The organism is Methanolobus vulcani (genome assembly GCF_006546655.1).
Taxonomy (GTDB): Archaea; Halobacteriota; Methanosarcinia; order Methanosarcinales; family Methanosarcinaceae; genus Methanolobus; species Methanolobus vulcani_A.
Genome location: NZ_VIAQ01000002.1, coordinates 14,291 through 38,840 on the forward strand (window position 1 = coordinate 14,291; position 24,550 = coordinate 38,840).

21 protein-coding genes are annotated in these 24,550 nt (G+C 40.2%); 12 read left to right on the forward strand and 9 right to left on the reverse strand.

Going from position 1 to position 24,550, the window contains the following annotated elements; translation table 11 throughout:
* Positions 1-349: 349 nt before the first annotated feature.
* From FKV42_RS00150 to FKV42_RS00175, 6 genes are all read left to right on the forward strand, one after another.
* Positions 350-904 carry a helix-turn-helix domain-containing protein gene (locus FKV42_RS00150; RefSeq protein WP_154808224.1) on the forward strand — a complete coding sequence of 185 codons (555 nt, stop codon included), beginning with the start codon at positions 350-352 and terminating at the stop codon, positions 902-904.
* A gap of 29 nt (positions 905-933) precedes the next feature.
* Positions 934-2,607: an AMP-binding protein gene (locus FKV42_RS00155; protein ID WP_154808225.1), complete on the forward strand. Its 1,674-nt coding sequence runs from the start codon at positions 934-936 to the stop codon at positions 2,605-2,607.
* 130 nt (positions 2,608-2,737) lie between these two features.
* Positions 2,738-2,971 (forward strand): 4Fe-4S dicluster domain-containing protein, encoded by a 234-nt coding sequence (locus FKV42_RS00160; RefSeq protein ID WP_154808226.1) that lies wholly within the window; start codon positions 2,738-2,740, stop codon positions 2,969-2,971.
* 15 nt (positions 2,972-2,986) lie between these two features.
* Complete coding sequence (locus tag FKV42_RS00165) at positions 2,987-4,045, forward strand: 3-methyl-2-oxobutanoate dehydrogenase subunit VorB (protein WP_154808227.1); 1,059 nt, start codon at positions 2,987-2,989, stop codon at positions 4,043-4,045.
* Positions 4,046-4,047: 2 nt separating this feature from the next.
* The gene (locus tag FKV42_RS00170) at positions 4,048-5,469 is read left to right on the forward strand and encodes a 2-oxoacid:acceptor oxidoreductase family protein (RefSeq protein ID WP_154808228.1); all 1,422 of its coding nucleotides are present in this window, start codon (positions 4,048-4,050) and stop codon (positions 5,467-5,469) included.
* A gap of 115 nt (positions 5,470-5,584) precedes the next feature.
* Positions 5,585-5,977 (forward strand): thioredoxin family protein, encoded by a 393-nt coding sequence (locus tag FKV42_RS00175; protein ID WP_154808229.1) that lies wholly within the window; start codon positions 5,585-5,587, stop codon positions 5,975-5,977.
* Between the two features lie 31 nt (positions 5,978-6,008).
* Here FKV42_RS00175 and FKV42_RS00180 read toward each other — a convergent pair whose 3' ends face one another.
* Complete coding sequence (locus tag FKV42_RS00180; RefSeq protein ID WP_154808230.1) at positions 6,009-6,674, reverse strand: 2,3-bisphosphoglycerate-dependent phosphoglycerate mutase; 666 nt, start codon at positions 6,672-6,674, stop codon at positions 6,009-6,011.
* Between the two features lie 98 nt (positions 6,675-6,772).
* On the opposite strand from FKV42_RS00180, the gene FKV42_RS00185 reads away from it, so the two are divergent.
* Positions 6,773-7,030 (forward strand): hypothetical protein, encoded by a 258-nt coding sequence (locus FKV42_RS00185; RefSeq protein ID WP_154808231.1) that lies wholly within the window; start codon positions 6,773-6,775, stop codon positions 7,028-7,030.
* A 78-nt stretch (positions 7,031-7,108) separates the two neighbouring features.
* On the opposite strand, the gene FKV42_RS00190 is transcribed toward FKV42_RS00185, so the two are convergent.
* Positions 7,109-8,617, reverse strand: a complete 1,509-nt coding sequence (locus FKV42_RS00190) for a PAS domain-containing sensor histidine kinase (RefSeq protein WP_154808232.1) — start codon at positions 8,615-8,617, stop codon at positions 7,109-7,111.
* Positions 8,618-9,372: 755 nt separating this feature from the next.
* On the opposite strand from FKV42_RS00190, the gene nudC reads away from it, so the two are divergent.
* Positions 9,373-10,275 carry an NAD(+) diphosphatase gene (gene nudC / locus FKV42_RS00195; RefSeq protein ID WP_154808233.1) on the forward strand — a complete coding sequence of 301 codons (903 nt, stop codon included), beginning with the start codon at positions 9,373-9,375 and terminating at the stop codon, positions 10,273-10,275.
* Positions 10,276-10,483: 208 nt separating this feature from the next.
* Complete coding sequence (locus tag FKV42_RS00200) at positions 10,484-12,400, forward strand: DUF2341 domain-containing protein (RefSeq protein ID WP_196213989.1); 1,917 nt, start codon at positions 10,484-10,486, stop codon at positions 12,398-12,400.
* A gap of 63 nt (positions 12,401-12,463) precedes the next feature.
* Here the strand turns inward: FKV42_RS00200 and FKV42_RS00205 are convergent, their stop codons facing one another.
* From FKV42_RS00205 to FKV42_RS00220, 4 genes are all read right to left on the reverse strand, one after another.
* Entirely contained in the window at positions 12,464-14,107 is a 1,644-nt protein-coding gene (locus tag FKV42_RS00205) for an AMP-binding protein (RefSeq protein ID WP_154808235.1), read from the reverse strand.
* Positions 14,108-14,124: 17 nt separating this feature from the next.
* Positions 14,125-14,541, reverse strand: coding sequence for an acyl-CoA thioesterase (locus FKV42_RS00210; protein ID WP_154808236.1), 417 nt, complete (start codon positions 14,539-14,541; stop codon positions 14,125-14,127).
* Between the two features lie 22 nt (positions 14,542-14,563).
* A complete protein-coding gene (locus tag FKV42_RS00215) occupies positions 14,564-15,139 on the reverse strand; it encodes a helix-turn-helix domain-containing protein (protein ID WP_154808237.1) in 576 nt (191 codons plus the stop codon).
* Between the two features lie 175 nt (positions 15,140-15,314).
* Positions 15,315-15,611 (reverse strand): hypothetical protein, encoded by a 297-nt coding sequence (locus FKV42_RS00220; protein ID WP_196213990.1) that lies wholly within the window; start codon positions 15,609-15,611, stop codon positions 15,315-15,317.
* 119 nt (positions 15,612-15,730) lie between these two features.
* Here FKV42_RS00220 and FKV42_RS00225 point away from each other — a divergent pair, with 119 nt between their 5' ends.
* Positions 15,731-17,665, forward strand: coding sequence for a hydantoinase/oxoprolinase family protein (locus tag FKV42_RS00225; RefSeq protein ID WP_154808239.1), 1,935 nt, complete (start codon positions 15,731-15,733; stop codon positions 17,663-17,665).
* Here the strand turns inward: FKV42_RS00225 and FKV42_RS00230 are convergent.
* Positions 17,643-20,432, reverse strand: coding sequence for an ATP-binding protein (locus FKV42_RS00230; RefSeq protein ID WP_154808240.1), 2,790 nt, complete (start codon positions 20,430-20,432; stop codon positions 17,643-17,645). The genes FKV42_RS00225 and FKV42_RS00230 overlap by 23 nt on opposite strands.
* 240 nt (positions 20,433-20,672) lie before the next feature.
* Here FKV42_RS00230 and FKV42_RS00235 point away from each other — a divergent pair, with 240 nt between their 5' ends.
* Entirely contained in the window at positions 20,673-21,404 is a 732-nt protein-coding gene (locus tag FKV42_RS00235) for an SIR2 family NAD-dependent protein deacylase (protein ID WP_154808241.1), read from the forward strand.
* A gap of 107 nt (positions 21,405-21,511) precedes the next feature.
* Here the strand turns inward: FKV42_RS00235 and FKV42_RS00240 are convergent, their stop codons facing one another.
* Both FKV42_RS00240 and FKV42_RS00245 read right to left on the reverse strand, forming a co-directional pair.
* Positions 21,512-22,213 carry a pirin family protein gene (locus tag FKV42_RS00240; protein WP_196213991.1) on the reverse strand — a complete coding sequence of 234 codons (702 nt, stop codon included), beginning with the start codon at positions 22,211-22,213 and terminating at the stop codon, positions 21,512-21,514.
* A gap of 141 nt (positions 22,214-22,354) precedes the next feature.
* Positions 22,355-22,861 (reverse strand): Hsp20/alpha crystallin family protein, encoded by a 507-nt coding sequence (locus FKV42_RS00245; RefSeq protein WP_154808243.1) that lies wholly within the window; start codon positions 22,859-22,861, stop codon positions 22,355-22,357.
* Positions 22,862-23,221: 360 nt separating this feature from the next.
* Here FKV42_RS00245 and FKV42_RS00250 point away from each other — a divergent pair, with 360 nt between their 5' ends.
* A complete protein-coding gene (locus tag FKV42_RS00250; RefSeq protein ID WP_154808244.1) occupies positions 23,222-24,484 on the forward strand; it encodes a diaminopimelate decarboxylase family protein in 1,263 nt (420 codons plus the stop codon).
* Positions 24,485-24,550: the final 66 nt, after the last annotated feature.

The following is a 24,550-nucleotide window of genomic DNA, read 5'->3' on the forward strand; positions in this document are numbered from 1 at the left end:
ATCGCTGTTTTTTTGTACAGTTAATGTACTTTGTTTCATTCAGATACTTTTTAAGGTATTTATTGATAATGATTATTCCATTATTATAATATTAATATATTTTCCTGGTTTTCATTGATATTAAGCATCAATATTTAACTAAAATCAATTGCTGTAGCATTATGCTATGTGAGCACATGGCACTGTTAAAACGAATATATTAAAATAATAGTAACACTTAAACTCACAAACCTATCTGGAGAATACCGGGGAGTAGAATCCCTTTTTGAGATAAAATCCCGCATTTTGCATATGCAATCTGCTAATTTTCTCGTCTTGTATTCATATGGCCATTTAGGAAGGTGTTTCTATGCAGGAAAAGATCAAAGAAATTGCAGCCCGTGTAAGGGAATTACGTGATATTTCCGATATTTCCGTTGAGGAAATGGCCGGAAAGCTGGCATTGTCCGTTGACACTTATTCTAAGTATGAGGCCGGAGAAGAGGACATACCTGCAAGCGTACTTTTTGAGATCGCCCAGAATATGAATGTAGATATGTCAGTACTTCTTACCGGTGAAGCTCCAAAGATGCGTGTTTTCGCGGTTACCCGTAAGGATAAGGGTGTAAGTGCAGAGCGACGCAAGGATTACAAATACCAGAACATTGCTGCAAATTTCGCTCATAAGAAGGCAGAACCATTCGTTGTAAGGGTTGACCCTGAACCTGAAGGTGCACCAATTTCAACTAACAGTCATCCTGGTCAGGAATTCGATTATGTCCTTGAAGGAACACTTAAAGTGGCCATCCACAATAATGAGATCGTCCTTGAAGAAGGAGATTCCATATTCTTTGATTCCGGCTATGAACATGGAATGCAGGCACTTGGTGGCAAACCTGCAAAATTCCTGGCCGTTATATTGTAAATTGTAACTTATGCTTATTCGGAGGTAGTATGACTTCATTACTTGAGAAATATGTTTCACGCGTGGAATTTGAGTCCTATGAGGACTTCAAAGCGAACTTCAAAATAAATATCCCTGATAACTTCAACTTTGCCTATGATATTGTGGATGTTTATGCAGCAGAACAGCCTGATAAGAAGGCTCTTGTATGGTGCGATGACAACGGTGAAGAAAAGATATTCACTTTCAAGGATCTCCAGTATTATAGTAACAAAACTGCAAATATGTTCAAGAGCCTTGGTGTAAAGAAAGGCGATAACGTAATGCTCATGCTCAAGAGCCGCTATGAGTTCTGGTTCTCTATACTTGCACTTCACAGGATAGGTGCTATTGCAGTTCCTGCAACACACATGCTCACAAAGAAGGATGTTGTCTACAGAGTAGAGCGTGCAATTATCAATACTGTAGTATGTGCACCCGATGAAGGTATCCTTGATTACGTTGACGAGGCTTATGATGAGGTCAGCAGTATTCTTAAGAACCGTCTTGTAATTGGTCTTGAAAGAGAAGGATGGCTTGGTTTTTCCGAAGAAATGGAAAAGGCATCAGAAGATTTTGAACGTCCAATAGGTGAAGAAGCAACATGCAACGATGATATCCTGTTGAATTATTTCTCATCAGGAACCACCGGTTTCCCAAAAATGGTACAGCACAGCTTTACCTATCCTCTTGCACACATTATAACCGCAAAGTACTGGCAGAATGTAGCAGATGAAGGTCTCCATTATACTGTTGCTGATTCCGGCTGGGCAAAATGTGTCTGGGGTAAGATATACGGTCAGTGGATAGCAGGCAGTGCTGTTTTTGTATATGACTACGAGAGATTCAGCGCTGACAAAATGCTTGAGAATGCTATTAAATACGGAGTAACAACTTTCTGTGCTCCACCAACGATATACAGGTTCCTTATCAGGGAAGACCTTAGCAAATACGACTTCAGCTCCCTTAAATATTGTGTAACAGCAGGAGAACCTCTGAACCCCGAAGTTTATGATCAGTTCTACAAGATCACAGGCATGAAACTCATGGAAGGTTTCGGACAGACCGAAACAGTCGTTTCCGTTGCGACATTCCCATGGCTTGAACCAAAACCGGGTTCAATGGGAAAACCATCTCCTGAGTACGATATCATGCTCATTAACGGTGAGGGCAAACCATGTGAAGCTGGTGAAGAAGGAGAAATCTGTATTGACACAAGCTTTGGAAATCCACCTGGAATCTTCAGGGGATACCGTTCAGACGAGCAGCTTACTGCAAGAGTCTGGCATGATGGCTATTACCATACAGGTGACATGGCCTGGATGGATGAGGATGGTTACTACTGGTTCGTTGGAAGAGCCGATGATATCATAAAGACATCCGGTTACCGTGTTGGTCCTTTTGAAGTAGAGAGTGCACTAATAGAACATCCTGCAGTTCTTGAATGTGCAATCACAGGTGTTCCTGACCCTGTAAGGGGACAGGTTATCAAGGCAACGATAGTTCTTACAAAGGACTACACAGCAAGTGATGAGCTTAAGAAAAAGCTTCAGGATCACGTGAAGAAGTCCACCGCACCTTATAAGTATCCACGTGTGGTTGAGTTTGTTCCTGAACTTCCAAAAACAATCAGCGGAAAAATAAGACGTGTTGAAATACGTGATAGTGACAAGGAAGGGCAGTAACCTTCCTTTTTCTTTGCTTTACTTATCTTTAAACCCGGACCATAAAGTAAATACATATTCACTCACTTTATGGACTAATTCCTATCCGGGATATTATTTTTAAACTTTTAAACTTAAAATGAGGCATTGTATGTCAGGCAAAAAAGAACCATACCCGGTTATCAATATCATAGAGTGTAAAGCCTGCGGACGTTGTATTGTAGCATGTCCCAAGGGTGTCCTGAAAATGAGTGATGATCTCAATGAACGAGGATACCATTACATAGAATATGCAGGTGAGGGCTGCACAGGTTGTGCAAACTGTTATTATACCTGTCCTGAGCCGCTTGCCATAGAGATACACATTCCGCTTAAGGATGATTGAACTTAAGGTGAGAAAATGGCAACACAATTAGTAAAAGGTAATACAGCAGCTGTTATAGGTGCACTATACGCTGGATGTGACTGTTATTTCGGTTATCCTATCACTCCTGCAAGCGAGATATTGCAGGAAGCCTCCAAGTATTTCCCAAAGCTTGGAAGGAAATTCGTACAGGCAGAATCTGAAGAAGCTGCGATCAACATGGTCTACGGTGCAGCATCCACTGGCCACAGGGTCATGACTGCATCATCCGGCCCTGGAATCAGCCTGAAACAGGAAGGAGTTTCCTATATGGCAGGAGCTGAGCTTCCATGTGTCATAGTCGACATTATGAGAGCAGGTCCAGGTCTTGGAAATATCGGACCTGAGCAGGGAGATTACAACCAGGTTGTAAAAGGCGGAGGACACGGTAACTACAAGAATATAGTACTGGCTCCAAACTCCGTGCAGGAAATGTGCGACTTTGTTATCAAGGGATTTGAACTTGCTTTCAAATACCGCAATCCTGTTGTTGTACTGGCTGACGGTGTCCTTGGACAGATGGTTGAGTCCCTGCAGTTCCCGGAAGTTTCAGAAAAACCTGAGATTGACACAGAATGGGCTGTAAGCGGTACAGCAGAAACCAGGGAGAACCTTATTACTTCTATTTTCCTTGATTTCAACCAGCTTGAAGAGTTCAACTATAAGATACAGGAAAAGTACGATCTCATTGAGGAGCAGGAAGTGGATTGCGACGAATATATGACAGAGGATGCAAACATCATCCTTGTATCATATGGTATCAGCAGTCGAATATGCAAATCTGCTGTTGATCAGGCAAGAAAGGAAGGCATCAAAGTAGGTCTTTTCAGACCTAAGACACTGTTCCCGTTCCCGAAGGAAGAACTGAAAACAATTGCAGATTCAAAAGAATGCACATTTGTCTCAGTTGAGATGAGCAACGGACAGATGCTTGAGGATATTAAACTTGCAATTGAATGCAGCAGACCGACTGAACTTGTGTACCGCATGGGCGGAAACCTGATAACAATGGACCAGGTCCTTGACAGCATCAGGAAGATTGCAGGGGAGGAGTAAAAATGGCAGAAAAAGTCATAAAGAGCACAGGTCTGTATTCAGAGTTCTCCCGCAAAGGCGGTGCAGCTCCAACTGCAACCCACTATTGTCCGGGATGCGGACACGGTGTAATCCACAAGCTCATCGGTGAAGCAATGCATGATTTTGGAATACAGGACCGCAGTGTAATGATAAGTCCTGTAGGCTGTGCTGTTTTTGCCTACTATTACTTTGACTGTGGAAACATCCAGGTAGCACATGGACGTGCTCCGGCTGTTGGAACCGGTGTTTCAAGGGCACAGGATGATTCTATTGTTATCTCCTATCAGGGAGACGGTGACCTTGCATCCATCGGTCTGAATGAGACTATGCAGGCAGCCAACCGTGGTGAGAAGATGGCAGTGTTCTTTGTCAACAACACCGTTTACGGTATGACCGGTGGGCAGATGGCACCAACAACCCTCATTGGAGAGAAGACCGTAACCTGTCCTGATGGAAGAGACCCCAGATTTGCAGGTTATCCACTGCACATGTGTGAGCTTCTCAACAATCTGAAGGCTCCTGTTTTCATTGAAAGGGTTTCAGTTTCCGACATTTCACACATAAGAAAGGCACGCAAAGCTATCCGCAAAGCACTTGAAATTCAGCGCGATGGTAAAGGATATGCATTTGTGGAGATTCTTTCCACATGTCCGACCAACCTCAAGCAGAACGCCGAGCAGAGCACTGCTTTTGTAAATGAGCAGATGGAGAAGGAATTCCCACTTGGCAATTTCAGGAATCTTTCAGATGAGACTGAACCACTCCACCGGGGAGATAGTGTATTTGATAAGAAGTCAATAGATGACCTCTTCAATCTTGAAACCGGATCCGCACCCGATGCAAAAGTTGATTCATCATTCCCTGAAGTGCAAATTAAGGCAGCAGGTTTTGGTGGACAGGGTGTGCTTAGTATGGGTCTGACCCTTGCACATGCAGGCTGTGACGCTCAGCGCTTTGTTTCATGGTATCCATCCTATGGTCCTGAACAGCGTGGTGGAACTTCCAATTGTTCTGTTGTTGTTTCAGGCGATTCAATCGGTTCTCCGGTAGTTTACACTCCTGATGTGCTTGTGGCAATGAACCGACCTTCACTGGAAAAATTTGCTGCTGATGTAAAGGAAGGTGGATACATTCTCTATGATTCAGGTATCGGTGAATGTGACATTCCGGATGGCATCAAAGGAGTAGCTGTTCCTGCTGTAAAGATTGCAGGTGATGCCGGTTCAGAGAAGGCTGCTAACACTGTAATGCTTGGGGTTATCATGGCTCTTGGAATCACAGGACTTGAAGAGAAGAACTTCAAGGCAGCACTTGCAGAGACCTTTGCCAAGAAACCAAAGCTTATTCCACTTAACCATGCAGTTCTGGAAGCAGCAGCTGCCTGGGCAAAAGAGAATATCTGAATTAGCATAACTAAGCATATCTATATTTCAGGCATGGGTTCATGCCTGTTACATTTCTTTTTTGAAGATAACATTTTAATATCTTTAAGCACCCTCTTATTATGGGAGCGGTAAAATGGCTGAAAGCGATATAATTGAAGCTAATGATTCCAATTGGCAGGAACTCATTGAAAACCAGGAAAAACCAATGGTTGTCATGTTCTATCTGCCAAACTGTGTTCATTGTAAGGAGATAGAACCATATTTTAAGGATTACTCGGTTGAGTTTCACAAGTCATGCACTTTTGTAATGATGAACGGACTTGACAGTCCCCTTACCGCAAGAAAATATGGTGTTCGTGGAACTCCTACGTTTAAATTCTTCTGTAAAGGACGTGCTATTAAAGAACAGGTGGGCCTTGTTTATCCTTCATTACTCCGCCAGTCAATTGAAGATCTTATAAGACATGGTGATGAATGCGTGTTGCATACGTCTCCAATGCCTGATGAAGTGTCTCCATATGAGTGAAACACTTCTAGTATTTCACTTATTATGAACTTCACTCAGCTTTTTTAAGCTCGCCATTTTCAAAGCTGTAGAATAATGGCTTACCTGTTGCAAGTTCCAGTTTTGGTATATCCTCGTCACTGATGTTCTCAATATATTTGATAACAGAGCGCAGGCTGTTACCGTGTGCAGCAACGATCACATTTTTTCCATTTTCCATTTGAGGGACAATTACTTCTTTGAAATATGGAATTGTGCGCTCATATGTATCCTTAAGACTTTCACCACTCGGTGGCCGGACATTGTAACTGCGCCTCCATCTGAAAACCTGTTCCTCTCCAAACTTATCTTTTGCATCCTGTTTGTTCTGTCCCTGCAAGTCTCCGTAAAATCTTTCATTCAGGGCATCGCTTGAAAAAATAGGGATTTCGTTTTCTTCAAACCTTGATGGATGCTGTGACCATTTATCTCTCTTATCGCTTTCATGCAGGAAAATTCCCGTTTTATTCTGCTTTGCCAGTATAAGCAAAAGCGTCTCTTGTGCTCGTATGAGTTTAGAGGTGAATGCAACATCTATTTTCACATTCTCAAGTTCAACAGCACAGTCCATTGCTTCTTTGATTCCCTTTTCGCTCAGAGGGACATCCACCCATCCCGTGAACCTGTTCTCAAGGTTCCACCTAGATTGTCCGTGTCTTACCAGTATTAGATAACTCATCGTATCATTCCCTTAAACCCAATAGTATTTTGCAGGTGGGATATTAAAACTTTAAGGTTCTAAGGTGTGTTGGAAATATTAACTAGACATTATTTTGTTTGAAGATTGAATCAAGAAAACCCCACAGGTTAGAAGCCAACAACATTGATGAAGAAGAGTTAGAGCTTCAGAGAGCACAGACTTTCATTGATGAGGAAGGTATCAAGCAGTGGTTATTGGCTTTGACTCCAAAGGAAGCAAGGGGATATGGAGTTATGGAGAGGAGCACTCTCAAGAGGATGAAGGACAGGATATTGAGTGGTGGGAAGTTTAATTTCTGGACAAAGGAGGTGAGGAAGTTGGTAAGTGCATTTTAGCACTTATTTTTTTATACCTAAAAGTTGGAAATGTGGGGGAAGAGTTGCATGAATTCTATGAAATAAAAATTAGAATATCTATTTATTAAGTTCTTTCATGGGAAGAGTAAAGCTGAAAGTACTTCCTTTTCCTTCTTCACTTTCAACCCATATAATCCCCTTATGAAGTTCAACTAACTGTTTTACTATTGCAAGTCCCAAACCCGTCCCACCATATTTTCTCGTATCAGATGAATCAACTTGTGTAAACGGATTGAATATATCCTTCAACCTGTCTTTAGGAATCCCAATTCCCATATCTGAGACTGAGACTTTTATAGTTGAGTCGCTCTTGTCTACAATAACTGAAACAATTCTATTATCAGGTGAAAATTTAATGGCGTTGCTGAGAAGATTATACATAATTCGTTTGACCCTCACTCTGTCAGCGAAGATAGTCTCAAATGGGATTTCGTTATTGACACTAATATCTATATTTTTCTTTGATGCCATTTGAGTCATAATTGGAAGTATCTCGTCGAACACTTCCTTAACAAAGAATTTCTCACATTCAAGTTCGATTTTTCCTGAATCTATTTTTGACAGCTCAAGAATATCGTTTATAATGTTCAAAAGTTGTTCGCCACTGTTACGTATGTTATCAATATACACCTGCTCTTTTTCAGTCAGCTTTTCACTTGTATTTGTACTTAGGACATCTGAAAAACCAATCACTGATGTAAGAGGAGTGCGTAATTCGTGGCTCATAGTTGCAATAAATTGCGATTTTGCCCTACTGGCTGATTCAGCTTCTAGTTTAGCTTTCAGCAACTCTTTCTCAGTCTGTTTGCGTTCTGTGATATCTCTGCATACGCAAAAAATTAATTTCTGCTCTCCAAACATGGCTGCATTTGAACTAATATCAACATCATAGAGAGTGGCATCCTTGCGACGATGTGTTGTTTCAAAATGGTCACCTTTCTCATCAACCTGATTACGCATATCAGTTAATTCATCAGGTGTGAACTTTGCGTCCCATTCACATTGATGCAAAGAACTAATCTCTTTTAGTGAATAACCAAGCATCTCGGCAAACTTCAGATTTGCCTCGATAACGTGTCCATCTTTGTCGATGATAACGATACCGTCACTGGATTGCTCGATAAGGATACGTCTTCTTATAGTTTCTTTGGCAATTTTAATTTCTGCATTTTTACGTTCAGTAATGTCTGTTAAAAATACTGCGAGACCTATAACATCCCCGTCATCGTTTTTAAGAGGACTGAACACCATCTCATGCCAATGTCTTTCATGTAACAGATCTTTATATTCTTCAATAATTGTGAAGGCTTCTCCTGCAAGTGCTCTGTCACAATTCACTTTTGTTTTTTCTCGGTTTAAAGGATTCTTGATGAAAGTGAGAAAACAGGAACCAATCTCAATCTTGTCTCCCCATATTTGTTCTGTTATTGTCTGATGATTTTTGTTGAAGACAAGGTATTGGTAATTTCTATCAAGAGCAAATATAGAAATATTTTTAGGGCTTTCCATTATTCCCTGCAAGAGATTGTATGCATGTTTATATTTCTGTTCAATTTCAATATTCATATAGTACCTCTTAATTATGGAGAAATTATCCAAACGTTTTTTCAGTTTAAAGCAAGTTATATTTATCCATTAAAGTCTCAACAGGGAGTATAAACATTGTTGCTTTAATTATGACGTATGCAACTATTGCACACATGATATGTGTATTTTCTAATATAAAAAATAATGTCATTTTTAGGCTCTGTAGGAATCCTGTCTAAATCAATAGCAATAGGTTGAAATTGGAAAATATATTCAATAGCATACAGTACTTTATTAATAATTGTTAACTTTGATATCCATTAGAATTTCGAGGATTTCTACAGAGCCCATTTTTATGCAATATATAAAAAAGGCATCAATTTTGCAGAATATGTCAGAGCTAGAATTACAAAGATTCAAGAACACGCATCAAAAAATGTACAAAATAACTATTCTACTCAATTAGATATAGTAGGTTTAATTAAAAAGGTGGCAGAGTTGAGATACGCAGGGATTTCAACAGATGAAGAATTTGTCTTAGAAAAGACAAAGCTCTTAAATAACTGATTTTATTTTCTAAAGTTATTATTTTTATTGGCTAATTTGAAATAAAGAAAGTTGCAAAACCGTTGCGTTTTTTAGATATTACTATTATCCCCATACGACTATTCGAGATATTGTATTCGGACAATTAATTATATTCAATATATTTTTCTACCAACAACATGAATATTTGGACAAAGCGGGTTCTAAGGTAACCTTGATAAACAGGCTCGAACATTTATACTTCAATTATGAGCTCAGAGGACGCAATTCAGGCTCCGGATTTTATGCCACTGGTCCGACCTCCCCTAAAAGATAATAACAGTGACAGCATTTGTTTTGCTTTTAAGAACCGCGAGCTATTGCTCATAGGTGATGAAGGAAATTACAGATTACCTTTGATGAAAGAGATCGGTCAATTAGAGTATCCGGGTATAAGAACTCAGTACCTTGGAGAACTCAGGGATATTTCTTGTTATTCTATGGAACTTGATGGCTCAAACGTTTCAGATGAAATAATATCTGGTGACCCATTTGAAAAACCATCATCCAATATCTGTATTCTCAGTGAAAAGACATGTTTTGTAGGAATCCGTGAGCTGAACGGTATTCTTGAAGAAACACTGGCTGCACTTGCAGGCAAGGCTGTTCACATTATGGAGTGGGACAAGAATACACTTTATTGCGGAAGGTGCGGAAACGAAACTGCACTAAAAGAGGAAGAAAGAGCAAAAAAGTGTCCAAAATGCGGTTTTACGTCATTCCCAAAAATATCACCTGCAATCATTGTAATGATTGAAAAAGGAGACAAAGTCCTGCTGGCACGCTCACCACATTTCCCACAGGGTAAATACAGTATCATTGCAGGATTTGTAGAACCAGGTGAGTCAATTGAGCAAGCTGTTGTCAGGGAAGTAATGGAAGAAGTAGGTATCAATATTAAAAACGTCAGATATTTTGGAAGCCAGCCATGGCCGTTCCCGGATTCACTCATGATAGGTTTTACTGCTGAGCATGCAGAAGGTGACATACATATCGATGGTTTTGAGATTGAAGATGCAAACTGGTACAAAGTAGATGAGATTCCTAATATTCCCGGAACTACAAGTATATCAGGACAACTGATCAGACATTTTATTGATCGTCATTCCTGAATCCCATTTTTTTCATTTTTTCGTTTATTTTTTTATTCAAAGCGTGTTGCGTGTTACATTTAAATGCACAAGATTTATACATTCGCACAACAAATTATATACAATACTATATTTTTAAAATCAGGTAGAAAAACATAAGGATGGCGATAGGATGTCATTTAGCAGACAAATCTGTATCATTTTATTATTGGTAATCAGTTTGGCACTTGTGCAAACATGCTCAGCATTAACCTATTCGGGTGGCGGTGAATGGAACTATTCTGAAGAAATTGTTATTAAAGAGAACTCAGGCAGCAGCCTGACAAATTATCAAATTCCGATAGTTCTGAATAGCTCCAATTTTGATTTTTCACTTGCCCTGTCAGAAGGACAGGACATACGCTTTACATCCGGTGATTCACAGCTCAAACACTGGGTTGAAGAGTGGAATGTTAAAAAGGAAACAGCAACAATCTGGGTGAAAGTACCTTATATTCCTGCCGGAAGCAGTATCACTATCACAATGTACTATGGTAACCCTGAGGCAAGTGATGTAGCCAGTAGTTCCGGAACATTTGAGTTCTTTGATACTTTCAGTGGTAGCAGTGTTTTCAGTAACTGGGATTCATACACTACAGGTGGTGGGGAACTGGACACAGATGGTGGTGTGTGTAAGTTAATAGTTCCTAAATTCCATCCGGAAGATGTTTCCAGTATAAAATCTGAAGATGAATTTTCAATAAATTCCATGTTTGTGGTCAAAAGATCAAAAACAACTACCGGGGGAGACAGCAGAGGACCTGTGATCACACAGGGTTTTGTTGATCCTCAGAAAGAGACAAAGAACCAGATTCTGGCTGTGTCAGAGCTTGCGAACGAAACAGAAGTTAGCTGGACTCTTAAGAATGATAAAGCAGATGTACGCTATTATCCTTCGGACCTGACAGATATTGATGAGATAGAAGGTGATTGGTACACAATTGGTGTTGCCTGGTATCTGGATGATGAACTTGGAAATGTAGCGTGGTATAAGGACGGTATCAGAGACAGTAAAATGGATATAATCTCCACCGAGGAGAACAATTACGTCCCAATTACTGATATGAAGGTATACATCTCTGCAAATTCATATTCGGATGTTTCAGACAATACTGGCTATGCATCTATCGACTATGCATATGTACGTAATTTCGTCTCTGAAGAACCAACTGTGAGCTTTAAAACTTCATCACAGACTGTTGATGAAGAAACTGTAGTAGAGGCTCCTGCCAGGATCAACATAACACCTTCAAGTGGAATAATAACTGCAATCCGCATCTTCAATACAACTGATTACGACGAGGATGCCATTGTTGAACTAAAAGAAAGCGGCTTGAATACAATAATGGTCCTGACAAACGAGGACAACATCTGGAACCTTGAGAGATTCGTAAAGACCGCACACGATAATGATGTGCAGGTCTATGCAATGATATTCAATGACCCGAACAGCGATACCAATGAGGATAACTCTGTTTATGTCCAGAATGTGCTTGAAGAGGTAATTGATTACAACAGCAAATCACTTTCAGCATTTGATGGTGTGGACATTGCTCTTGATCCATGTACAGATGACCTGGACAATGCATGTTCTCTGAACCTGCTGTTGCTTGAAAGTGTCAGGGAAATAGCAGGCAATGAACTTGCAATTGCTGTTGACATTCCTGCATCTTACACTTTGTCTGATATTTCAGGAGTTTCAGAAACAGCAGACCTGATAATTCTCCAGACATACGAACCTGGAGAATCAAACCCGGATACGAAGTCAGATATAATAGATTCCGTGGCTTCCAGAATGGGCGAGATCAGATCATCGGAAGGAAAAGCACTTATAGGTATTTCAGTAAATGAGGATTTCCTGACAGATGCTGACGTGCAGAGTCTTCTTTCAGAGCTTGAGGAGTATTATGCAGATGACAGTGCATTTGTAGGAACCTCAATTGCTGTTTACGAAGACTACGAGGCTTATGCCAGTGTTCAGGACACCACTGAAGAGGAAAAGGAAAGCAGCAGTACTCCCGGATTTACAGGAATATCAGCAATAGCTGGAATTGCCGGAGTAGTAGCAATTTCCTTAATTCAAAAAAGAAGGTCTAAAGAAGAATGATGTGATTACACATCATTTTCCTTTTTTGTTTGTTTTAATTTAACTTAATTCCGAATTCATCATTCACTGCTCTTTCTTCTCAAGAAGTTCCACAGCAATATCCCTGAGTTTGAACTTCTGTATTTTTCCGCTTGCAGTGAGTGGATATTCTTCCACGAAGAAAACGTGCTTTGGAACTTTGTAGCGTGCTATTCTTGCCAGACCAAAGTCCCTGACATCCTCTTCAGTAATGTCGGAATCGTCATTCCTGATAATAAAAGCACCAACGATCTCACCATATTTCTCATCCGGTATGCCGACAACCTGTACGTCCTTGACACCAGGCACTGTGAAAAGGAATTCCTCGATCTCCCTTGGGTAGATATTTTCTCCGCCACGGATGATCATATCCTTTATACGGCCTGTGATACGGTAATATCCCTCCTCATCATAGGTACCAAGGTCTCCACTGTGCAGCCAGCCGTTTTCATCTATTGTTTTCTTTGTCTCTTCAGGCATGTTGTAATAGCCCTTCATGACATTATAACCGCGACAGCAGATTTCCCCAATCGTATTTGGTGGAAGTGGTTCATAAGTATCCGGATCAAGTACTATGGCTTCCACATCAGGGAATGCCTTTCCGACAGTCTCCACCCTAAGTTCCACCGGGTCATCAGTGGTAGTCTGTGTGATTCCCGGAGAAGCCTCCGTAAGGCCGTATACACTGGTGATCTCACTGCAGTGCATATCCTTTATGACCTTCTTCATTGAATCGATAGGGCAGGTGGAACCGGCCATAATTCCCGTACGCAGGGATGTCATGTCGAACATGCTGAACATCGGATGAGTATATTCGGCAATGAACATTGTCGGTACTCCATACAAAGCCGTACACTTCTCTTTCTGAACTGCAGCAAGTACCAGAAGCGGGTCATAAACTTCCAGCATCACAAGCGTTCCCCCGTGGGTCAGAATAGCCATAACTCCGAGAACTATTCCAAAGCAGTGGAATAGTGGTACCGGAAGGCACAGGCGATCATTATTTGTAAATTTCTGCCTGTCGCCAATAGAAAGCCCGTTGTTGAGTATATTGTAATGAGTAAGCATCACACCTTTTGGAAAACCCGTTGTTCCTGATGTATACTGCATATTGGTGACATCGTCCTTGTCCAGGGTTTCCATTATCTTGCGGATTTTCTCATCACTGCTATGCTGACCCAGCAGGAAGAGTTCACGGGTGCTGTACATTCCGCGGTGTTTTTCCTGGCCGATGAATATGACACTTTTCAGGTACGGGAAATTCTCATTTCGCAGATTTCCCCGGCTCTGGGTTTTAAGTTCAGGAACTAGCTCGTAAAGTGTCTCAATATAACTAACATCCCTGAAACCATTAGTAATAGCAATAGCTTTCAGGTCTGCCTGTTTCATCAGGTATTCAACTTCATGTATTTTATATGCAGTATTAACTGTTACAAGAACAGCACCTATTTTTGCAGTTGCGAACAGAAAGGTTAACCAGTCAGGTACATTCGTTGCCCATATACCAACGTGGTCTCCTTTACCGATATCAATATCCAGCAGACCCCTGGCCAGCATATTGACACGTTCATCAAATTGCTCATAGGTGAATCTGAGATCCCTGTCAGGATAGATTATGAATTCTCTATCAGGGTCCTTTCGGACCTGCTTCTCAAAAAAAGCACCCAGTGTCTCATTTATAAAAGACATGATCAAATCTCCCTGATCTATTTACGATTCTTCTCTTCTTCCTGGAGATGTTCTTCCAGTTTTGTCCTGATGTCATCAGGGATTGGCACGGATTTTTTGTTTATAAAGTCATAGTTCACGATTGTTGACCTGCCAATTGCTCCCTTTGTTCCGTTTTGCCATGCTTCCTGTGTAACTACAAATGAAGAGTTTCCTATTCTTGTTATGTAGCTGATGATTTCAACATCGTGTCCGTAGAACATCTCACCTACATAATCATACTCTGTCCTTGCCATGATGAGTTTCCAGTTCTCATAGCTCAGGTCAAGGTCAGGTGTGAATAGCCTGAAAACAGGATTTCTGGCCTGCTCGAACCATATGGCAATGGCAATGTTGTTGGCGTGTTTAAGTCCGTCTATATCGCCGAATCGTGGAGTAACAGTTGTTTTGAACATTTTTATCTACTTCTTGTATTGATTAATAAGGTGCATATACGACTGCAAGTATCTTTGCGTCTTCAGTTCCTACTGCATGCACATGGTGAGATACAACAGAGTCATAATAGATGCTGTCACCGGTTGAAAGTGTGAAACTGTCCTTTCCGTAAAGGATCTCTATCTGGCCGCTAAGTACGTAAATGAATTCTTCCCCTTCATGGGATGATGGTTTTGCTTCGCCGGACCCTGGATGAACATCTATAATGAATGGTTCCATGTGCCTGTCGGCTTTATCTTTAGCCAGTGAGAAAAAGTCCAGTGTACTGCTTTTACATGTATCGCAGTTGCCGGAGAATCTTACAACGTTATCAGACTGGCCACTTTTGACAACTACCGGACCTGTATGTGGTGCATCGTCCAGGAAAGTTCCAAGGCGGACTCCAATAGCTCTTGCAATCTGCATGAGTGGAGCAAGTGAAGGAACAAGTGCTCCATCTTCAAGCTGAGCGATCAATTCTGCACTTGTTTTACTGTTGTTAGCCAGATCTTCCACAGACATGTTCTGCATTTCACGCATCTGGCGTATTTTCCCACCTAGTATGTTCCTATCTGCCATCGTATAGCCCTCATGTTTTGTCACAAAAACGTGTTCTTAGGCTTACGGTATGCTCGGTTAAAAAAGTATTGATTTATCATGAATATTTAGATAGAAGTTAATTTGTCGATTAAGAATGACTTAGATATAATATGGGATTTCAGAGAGCTATTTAAGATACTGTGCATAATCAATGTTACAAATCACCGGATATCATTGCTTTATGGTAAGCAGAAGTCAGTGTATTATTAACAAGTTTGGTAGCTTCTTCTTCAGAATCAACCATTCTTATGGTTACCTGAGCATTCCTGAAAAAGTTAAGTTCTTTTTCTCCAAATCTCAATGTCACCATTCCAAGTTCTTCCGAATATTTTCCATTGAGATATTTTGATATTAAGGCTAAGTCAGGTGTTTCATCTAGATGTGCAATGATTCTCAATTTCCATGGGTCTGCAATACATGGAAGAACTTTTTCTATACATCTTACCTTCATTTTATCCAAATTACTTAGGATACAGGTATTTAAAAATCTTTTGAAACACATACACTTAAATATTCACGCAACAATCTATAAATGGAATTTAAAATTATTTTTAAAAAAGGTGATACGAGATGCATTTTGGTCTTGGAATTGATGCTGGTGGAACATATACGGATGCAGTACTAATAAGAGGCTCAGACGGTGCGATAGTTGATTCTAAAAAAGCTTTTACCACCTATCCTGATCTTCAGACAGGTATAAAGAATGTGCTTGATTCACTGGATCAGGAACTCCTTAAAAGTGTCAACCTTGTATCTGTTTCTACAACTCTTTCAACAAACTCGCTTCTTGAAGGAACCGGGACATCAGTTGCTCTTATCATTATAGGCGAAAAGCCAGCTCAGACCGAGTTTCCGGCTGAGTTTGTCATATGCGTGAAAGGCGGACACGATACCAGGGGTGATGAGGCCTGTGAGTTGGATGTGGCTGCGGTTGAGAGTTTTGTCCAGAGTACAAAAACAAAAGTATCTGCTTATGCTGTCTCAGGTTATTTCGGTGCACGTAACCCGGAACATGAGATTCAGGTCAAAGAGCTAATTACGAAAATGACCGGTATGCCGGTCGTTTGTGGACATGAACTGTCACAGGAGCTTGGTGCTTATGAAAGGGCTGTTACTGCTATCCTTAATGCACAGCTTATGCCTATTACCTACCAGTTTGTAAATTCAGTTGTCAAAGATGTCCGTGGACGTGGAATTGATGCACGTCTTCTGATGCTCAAATGTGATGGTTCGGTCTATAACATAGAGGATGCATTGGAAAAACCTATAGAGACGATATTCTCAGGTCCTGCTGCAAGTCTTCTGGGTGCATCGTATCTGTCAAAAATGGAGACCTGTGCTGTTATCGATATAGGGGGAACCAGTACCGATGTTTCAATGCTTCGTGATGGAGTTCCTGAAATAAGCAGTTCAGGTGCTGTTGTGGGCGGCTGGAAAACCCGTGTAAGAGCCATGAAAATGGAAACTTCAGCCACAGGTGGAGATAGTCACATATGGGTTCAGGATACGAAAGTAAATGTGGGTCCCAAAAGGGTGTTACCTTTGTGTGTTGCTTCAACAATGTATCCTGATTTTCTGAACAAGCTCAAAAGGAGCAGGATTGTTCCAAGAAATAATATGGATGAAAATCTTCAGCCAACAAAATTCTTTGTCAGGACTGACTACAAGGCTTCTGACCTCAATGATGATGAAACCGAAGTTCTTTCTAATATAGGTAGTGAACCTGTTTCAGTTACAGATATAACTTCGGATCTTCGAAGGAATATTCCTGCCGGAGTTCTGGATTCTCTCACACGAAAAAGGCTTCTGCAGGGAATTGGTTTTACACCCACAGATGCATTGCATGTTCTTGGTATCTATACAAAGTGGGATGTGCAGGCTTCAGAGATTGGTGCTGCTAATCTTGCGCGGTATACTACAAAAGGAAAATATGATTTTTGCACAAATGTGAGGGGACTTGTAGCAAAGAACATGGCAGCTGATCTTATGTCCTATATTCTTCCACATCATCCTGCCGGTATGATCGCTGATCTGCTTGACGATAAATATCCTGCAAAATTCAAGGTTGAGATTCCTGTTGTCTTGCTAGGCGGCCCTTCCGAAGCTTATGACAGTGAACTTAATTCTATGATTGATGCTGAAGTCATCGTTCCAGAATTTTCTGATGTTGGAAATGCAGTTGGAGCACTGGCAGGCAAGGGTGTCAAAAGAGTTGAGATTATGATAACCCCAGCATCACTGGAAACTCCTGATGAGGACTTCCTTGTATTCTCTCCTGTTGGCAGGGGACGCTTTAAGAATTATGTGGATGCTGTTGAATTTGCAACAAATACAGGCAAAGAGCTTGTTCTTGATTATGAACTGCGTTGTGGTATCTTAAAACAGGACACTAAGATTACCGTCTCAAAGAAAACAGTGTCACCTGACAATTGGTCACATCCGCCACTGGAGACCAGAGTTATAGTTGTAGGAATTGGAAATCCTATGATGGTATTGAAGGATTGAGGACAGTGTTCATTACAGGAAGGATTACATGGACCTTCGTCCCTACACCTTCTATGCTTTCTATCCAAAGTTTACCGCCGTGATCCTCAGTAATCCTCTTACATAGATTAAGTCCAATACCTGTGCCGCCATATCTTCGTGTCAGTGAGCCATCAAGCTGGTAAAAACTGTCAAAAGTCTTCATGATCTTGGTATCAGGTATTCCTATTCCTGTATCTTCTATGATTATATGTATTCCAATATCCTCATGTTTTCCAAAAATTGAGATCTTGCCACCGGATGGTGTGAATTTGAATGCATTGTCGATCAGATGGATGAAAACTTCACAAAGATAATTGGAGTCACCACTTACAAATGGAAGGGAATCAGGAACATTGTACTCTACTGTAAGTTGCTTATCTGTGTTTTTCATGGAAATTATGGAAAGTGCTTTTTCCACTATTTGCGGAAGATTCAACTTAGAGTATTCATATTCGTAGTTTTTAGCTTGCAGTGAACTCATGAAAAGTAAAGATTCGATCAGACGCTTTAACTGGTCTGAGTTACTATTCACGACTTTCATGGCTCTTTTTTGTTCCTTGTTCAGTGGACCAAGTGCTTCGTCACCCACCAGTTCTCCAAATCCCATGATGGATATAAGAGGGGTTTTCAGTTCATGGCTCATGTTTGATAGGAAATTGCTCTTCATTTCATCGAGTGACTGAAGCTCATCATTGACTTTTCTAAGTTCATCGTTTGTATCTTCTAACTTACGGTTGTAGATTTTCAGTTCATTCTCTGAATGCTTGAGGAGGATCATGCCACCCATCATCTGGGTTATGAGTTCTATCTGTCTGGCATCGTTCTTTGTATAATCGTCTTTTTTGTTTGCGACTGCAAGAAAACCCACAACCTTGTTTTCATAGAGTATGGGCGTTGCAAGATATGACCAGATATCTATTTTCTTGAATATGTCTGGACATCCTGCAAGTTCCATTTCACCTGGCTCGTTCAAAATAAGGGGTTTTTTGCTCTCCAGCAACTCTCTCCATCTGTGACAACTTTCAAGTCCGCACATAAGGTCATTGTCAGTAAAACCATACGTTTTCAACAAATACTCTGGTTTCGTAATTATTGAGGATAGTTTTTTGTTTTCACCAAAAAAGCCAATTACTCCTGTTTTGCTTCCTGTGAGTTTGATTCCTTCTTTCAGTGCAAAGCTGCCGATATTATCTATGGAAAGTCCATTCATATAGCTTAATTCATGGAGTGTTTCAAGACACGATTCATCGATCATCAACGCACTTTGCGCATTTTTAAGCTCTGTTAGGTCATTAATTATGAATAAAACATTTCCATTTGTTTTTGCAAAATAGACAATGACTTGCCTTTCACTTCCATCACGGCATTTTATGATCCATTCTCCACTTATTCCCGTATCATTTTTGCTGGATATTTCTTTCCAGTTTTCCTGTGCAATCCTGCGATAATCAGGGTCTGGATACACAGTATCCCACCATTCACTGATAGTTGGTATATCATCAATAGTATAACCAATCATTTCGATTAGTTTATGATTTGTATATTCAAACTCTCCACACGAATTCATAATGGCTATGGGAAGCGGTGAATTATCAATTATTTTCTTGAAATTCTCTTCACTTTCTTTTATAGTAATTTCAGCTTGTTTTATTTCAGTGATATCATGAGCCATTTCCAGACGCACTTCACTACCATCTGTCCATTTTATAATCTTGTCCAATACAAGATAATCCTTCTCAGTAATCGGGTTATGATATTCCCATTTATGTACCTGATTTTTATTTCTGAGTATTATGGAATTCGTGCAGAAGTTGCAAGGTTCATTGGATTTCTGGAGGGCTTGATAGCATTTTTTTCCAAGAGGATTCTCTCCAAGGACTTGTTTCAGGAATTTATTGGCGTATAGGATCTCATGAGTACAGGGATCAGATACATAGACCGGTTCTTCAATGCTATCAAATATTGACAATAATTGCTTTCTTTCCAGGTTCAGTTCCTCTGCAATAGACTTTTTCCGAAATGCCATGGCAAGCATGTTCGCATATGTATTAAGTATCTCAATATCCTGTTTTGTCCATTCATTGGCTTCTCTTACATTATCAAAACCGATGAAACCTGTTATCCCATTTTCTATACAGAATGGAAGAGAAATAAGTGATTTTATATCCTGGCTTAAGAGTATTTCTTTTTCTTTTTCAGCTTCAGGAGGAAGTTCTTCAATATCTTTAATGTGAATTGCTCCTTCTGCTGTAAGTTTCTCAAGCCACCATTGATAATCAGAACCTGGAAGGTTTTGTAGCATTTCTTTTTGTGGTTTCACTCCATTTGCACACCATTCATGTGTGTTGTTTATGGTATTCCCATTATCTATTAATCTGAATACATATGCACGGTCAGCACTGCAGAGTTCGCCAAGCATTCCAAGTGATTCTTCTATTTTCTCATCCAGGTTGTCGGTAAAGGAAAGCACTGAGGATATTTTAGATAATGTACTTTCTATCTTGTATTTGACTATAAGCCGGTCATGAACATCTTTGTTTTTTTGAACTTCAGCTTCCAGGTCTTTTTTCAATGCGGTAACTTTAAGATTATGTACTATTACAAAAAAAATGAGTATTGCCAGAAATACCATCCAGATGAGTTTTTGTTCCCCTTCAAGAATATAAACATGGAATAGAACAATTGCCAGAAGCATTAAAAAGAACAAAATCATTAAAACTAACTGATTTCCGGCTTTGTTTTTCATCTTTATCAACTATCTTTTTTACATATATATGGCTGCAGCTATGACATTCTAATGATTGAAGAACACAGTTTCTCCTCTTAGTATATATGTTTATTTAAATTTGTTTAACAAAGATATTTGGTTTTGTATTTTCTCATTAAGTTTCTTCCATCAATGTTAGTTATGAGGGTTCTTCTTCATAAAAAGCGTCATTTAATGATTGAAGAAAACTGTTATATGTTTATGGAATTTACTACTTTTATGCAGAGATTTCTTGACCTTCTGGAAACGTCAGAGAATTGTGTATTTCTGAGTGGAGCTGGAATATCTACATTTTCCGGAATTCCTGATTTCAGGGGCAGCAATGGTCTCTATGCAAAATATGATTCTAACAAGATTTTCGATCTTGCATATTTTCACAAAGACCCTGCATATTTCTATACTCATGCCAGGGAATTCATTTATGACCTGGATACTAAGGAGCCAAATCTTATACACATGACTCTGGCGATGATGGAGAAAAAAGGCTACTTAAGTTCCGTTATTACTCAGAATATCGACCTGCTACACCAGAAAGCAGGTTCTGTGAATGTAATAGAAATTCATGGTTCACCTGCAAATCACAAATGTCTTTCCTGTGGAGAGAATTATTCCTATGATGATGTCCGTGAACTTCTGGAAAAAGAGACAGTTCCTCATTGCATTAAGTGCAGTGGCCTTATTAAACCTGATATAATATTCTTTGGCGAAATGCTGGATGAGATTGCAATTACAAGTGCAGTAACAGTAAGTTCAAAAGCAGATCTCTTTGTGGTTATTGGCTCATCACTTGTTGTCCAGCCGGCAGCCAGTCTTCCCCTATATTCACTGAAAAGAGGTGGAAAGCTTGTTATCGTTAATAATATGGCAACACCGCTGGACGAATACGCATACCTAAAATATGATGATCTTGGTGACTTTTTCAATCACCTGTCATCTTACTTCAATGAGTGATGTAGTTCTTCAGGATTATTTTGTCATTTTCTGAAAGACGGCTTCCAGGTTCCTGAAGTTCAGCCGGGTTTTTTTATCCCAGCCTGTTTCTTTTGTCATTAAATATCTCAATAGTTACCGGTAGCATCAACCAGGATGAAAAATGCATCATTATCCGCTTTGATGACAATATCATCATTCTGATTTATGCGTATCTGGTCGTTATCTCCGAGTTTTTCACCACAGGCTGTGACCTCTCCTTCCAGTACGTAAATGAATACATATCTGGAAATATCGGTAAGCAGTTCAATTACTTTTCCAGTATCAAGTTTTGACAGGTAGACCGAGGTATTTGCCCTGAGCTTTAATGCACCCGGATATCCATGACCTGCTATAGGTACAAGCTCATTCTTGTGGCTGTCGATGTCAAAATTATTCATTCTGCATGCAGGTTTCATGTTCTGCATAAGAGGATCGATCCACATGCGTATGAGATGTATGTCCTTGCCGGACATGTTCATGTTTGTGAAAGTAACTCCGCTTCCACTTGAAAGCACCTGCACGTCACCTGCTTTCAATGTTTCCTTAGCTCCGGTGCTATCCTCATGGTTCAGCTCACCTTCAAGGACAATGGTAACGATCTCCTTATCATTCACGGATTCTGGTTTATAGAACTTGCCAGCTTTTAAAACCTCATCATTAAATACCTTCAGGTCTCCGAAGTGTGTGTTTTTCATATCCAGATAGTCTGAATATGAGAAAATCCAGTAACCATTAATTGCATCGTTTTCGACTAGATGCCTTTCATCTGCTCTAACTACCTTAATCATATTATCATCCTGTTTTTTGGGATTATTTGACATTGGTGTTTAAGTATTTGACTGTGAAGCAGATGCTATTTGCAGGAAGCTAAACGGAAATAGAGATTAATCTAAAAAAGAACCAGTAAAAAAGAAATTATGTCATGCCGCTTAATCTTCGTCAGCGGCACGTTCAAATGTGAGTTCCAGTACACCGTTTCTGTAATTTGAAACCATAGTTTCAGGGTCTACGCCACATGGAAGGTCAATGACCCGTGAATAACCGGTGCTATTGGTTATGACACTTATCTCAACATGGGAACAATATGGGTAATATTCCACATGCTTTTCCTCAACGCCAAGGTCTGCAAGCAGGAAAACCTTGTCATCAGTTTCAAAGATGTCTATGAAAGGCTCTTGCTTGAAGATGTAGAAGTCGCCTTCCTCATCATCATCTTCATAATCAAGCTCATCATATTCATGCTGTCCATTGAACCCGAATACTGTAGGCTTTTTACCTGGCTGCCCGATGATAGTGAAACCACGTATCACAGTTTTTCCGTCTTCTTCTGTGATGCTGTCGGAGAACATATCTATAATGTGTTCTATCAGTTCATCGATGCTTGTTATTTTGTCAGGCGCTTTGTCATCACCGGAGTAATGATCTTTGTCGTTCATTCCTATCTCCTCTTTCTTGAAACGGGTTTCGTAACGGACTGTTCAAAGGTAACAATTTACTGTTTTTACTGCCGGATGCAACCTTGATTGTTCTAACCTATGCGAACAAGTTGTATATATATTCTGCGTTCTGAATGAGGCTGCCTGAAAAAAGAGAGTAAGTGATACGAATTCTCCCCCTTTTTCCGTATATTTATCTATTATCTTCATTTACTAATTAAGTTCACGGTCAAAAATAAAAATATGAAGACTGAATCTATTTTTGAATCTTTTTTCTCTGATTAAGTCCATAGCATTTCTCCAATCAACTATTTATCTTTGTACCGAGATTTAAGGGACCAGAGATTAAAGAGGAATTACATGGTGTCAAAACAAGTTCCATTCACAAAGGAAGAGATTACAGAGTTAATCGAACAGTATCCGACACCTTTTCATGTATATGATGAGAAGGCTATCATAGAGAATGCCAGGAAACTCAAAAAGGCATTCAGCGTTGTTAATGGTTTCAAGGAATATTTTGCTGTGAAAGCACTTCCAAATCCATATATCATGAAGTTGCTTAAAAGCGAAGGTTTTGGCGCAGATTGCAGTTCCCTTCCTGAACTTCTGCTTTCAGAAAAGACAGGAATTGTAGGCGAGAACATCATGTTCAGTTCCAATGACACACCTGCAGAGGAATTTGCCAAGGCAAAGGAACTTGGAGCTATTATTAATCTGGATGATATAAGCCACATTGAATTCCTGGAAGAGTCTGCCGGTTTGCCTGAAATTGTCTGCTGCCGCTACAATCCGGGACCATTGAAGGAAGGAAACGCCATCATCGGTAATCCTGAGGAAGCAAAGTACGGATTTACAAGAGAGCAGCTTTTCACCGGCTATCGCATGATGAAAGAGAAGGGTGTGAAAAGGTTCGGTCTGCACACAATGGTTGCATCCAATGAGCTTGACCCTGCTTACTTCATTGAGACTGCAAAGATTCTCTTTGAGCTTATTGCTGAGCTTTCAAAGGAGCTTGACATCAAGTTCGAGTTCGTTAACCTTGGCGGTGGAATAGGTATTCCTTACAGGCCGGAACAGGAGCAGGTTCCATATGATGTTATTGCAAAGGGTGTCGCAGAAGCATATGACGGGATAATAAGGGCAAACAATCTCCACCCGCTGAAGATTTTTCTGGAATGCGGCAGAGTCATCACAGGACCATACGGCTACCTTGTAACAAGTGTTCGCCACATGAAGCACATATACAAAGACTATGTTGGTCTTGATGCATGTATGGCAAACCTCATGCGCCCTGCACTCTATGGAGCTTACCATCACATTACCGTTCTTGGAAAAGAGAATGAAGCTCATGAGATGCTCTACGATGTTACAGGTTCCTTGTGTGAGAACAATGATAAGTTCGCCATTGACAGAATGCTGCCGGAGATAGAGAGAGGCGACATTCTTGTTATTCATGATGCAGGAGCACACGGACATGCTATGGGTTTCAACTATAACGGTAAGCTCAGGTCAGCAGAATTCCTTCTAAGACCCGATGGTAGTTTTGTGCAGATAAGAAGGGCCGAAACTATAGATGATTACTTTGCAACCCTTGATTTTGAAGGGCTTGCAGATTTTGAGTGAATGCTTAAGCGTTCATTCTCTTTTTCTTTAATTTCACTTTTCTTCCATTTTTCCAAATTTTCTAAT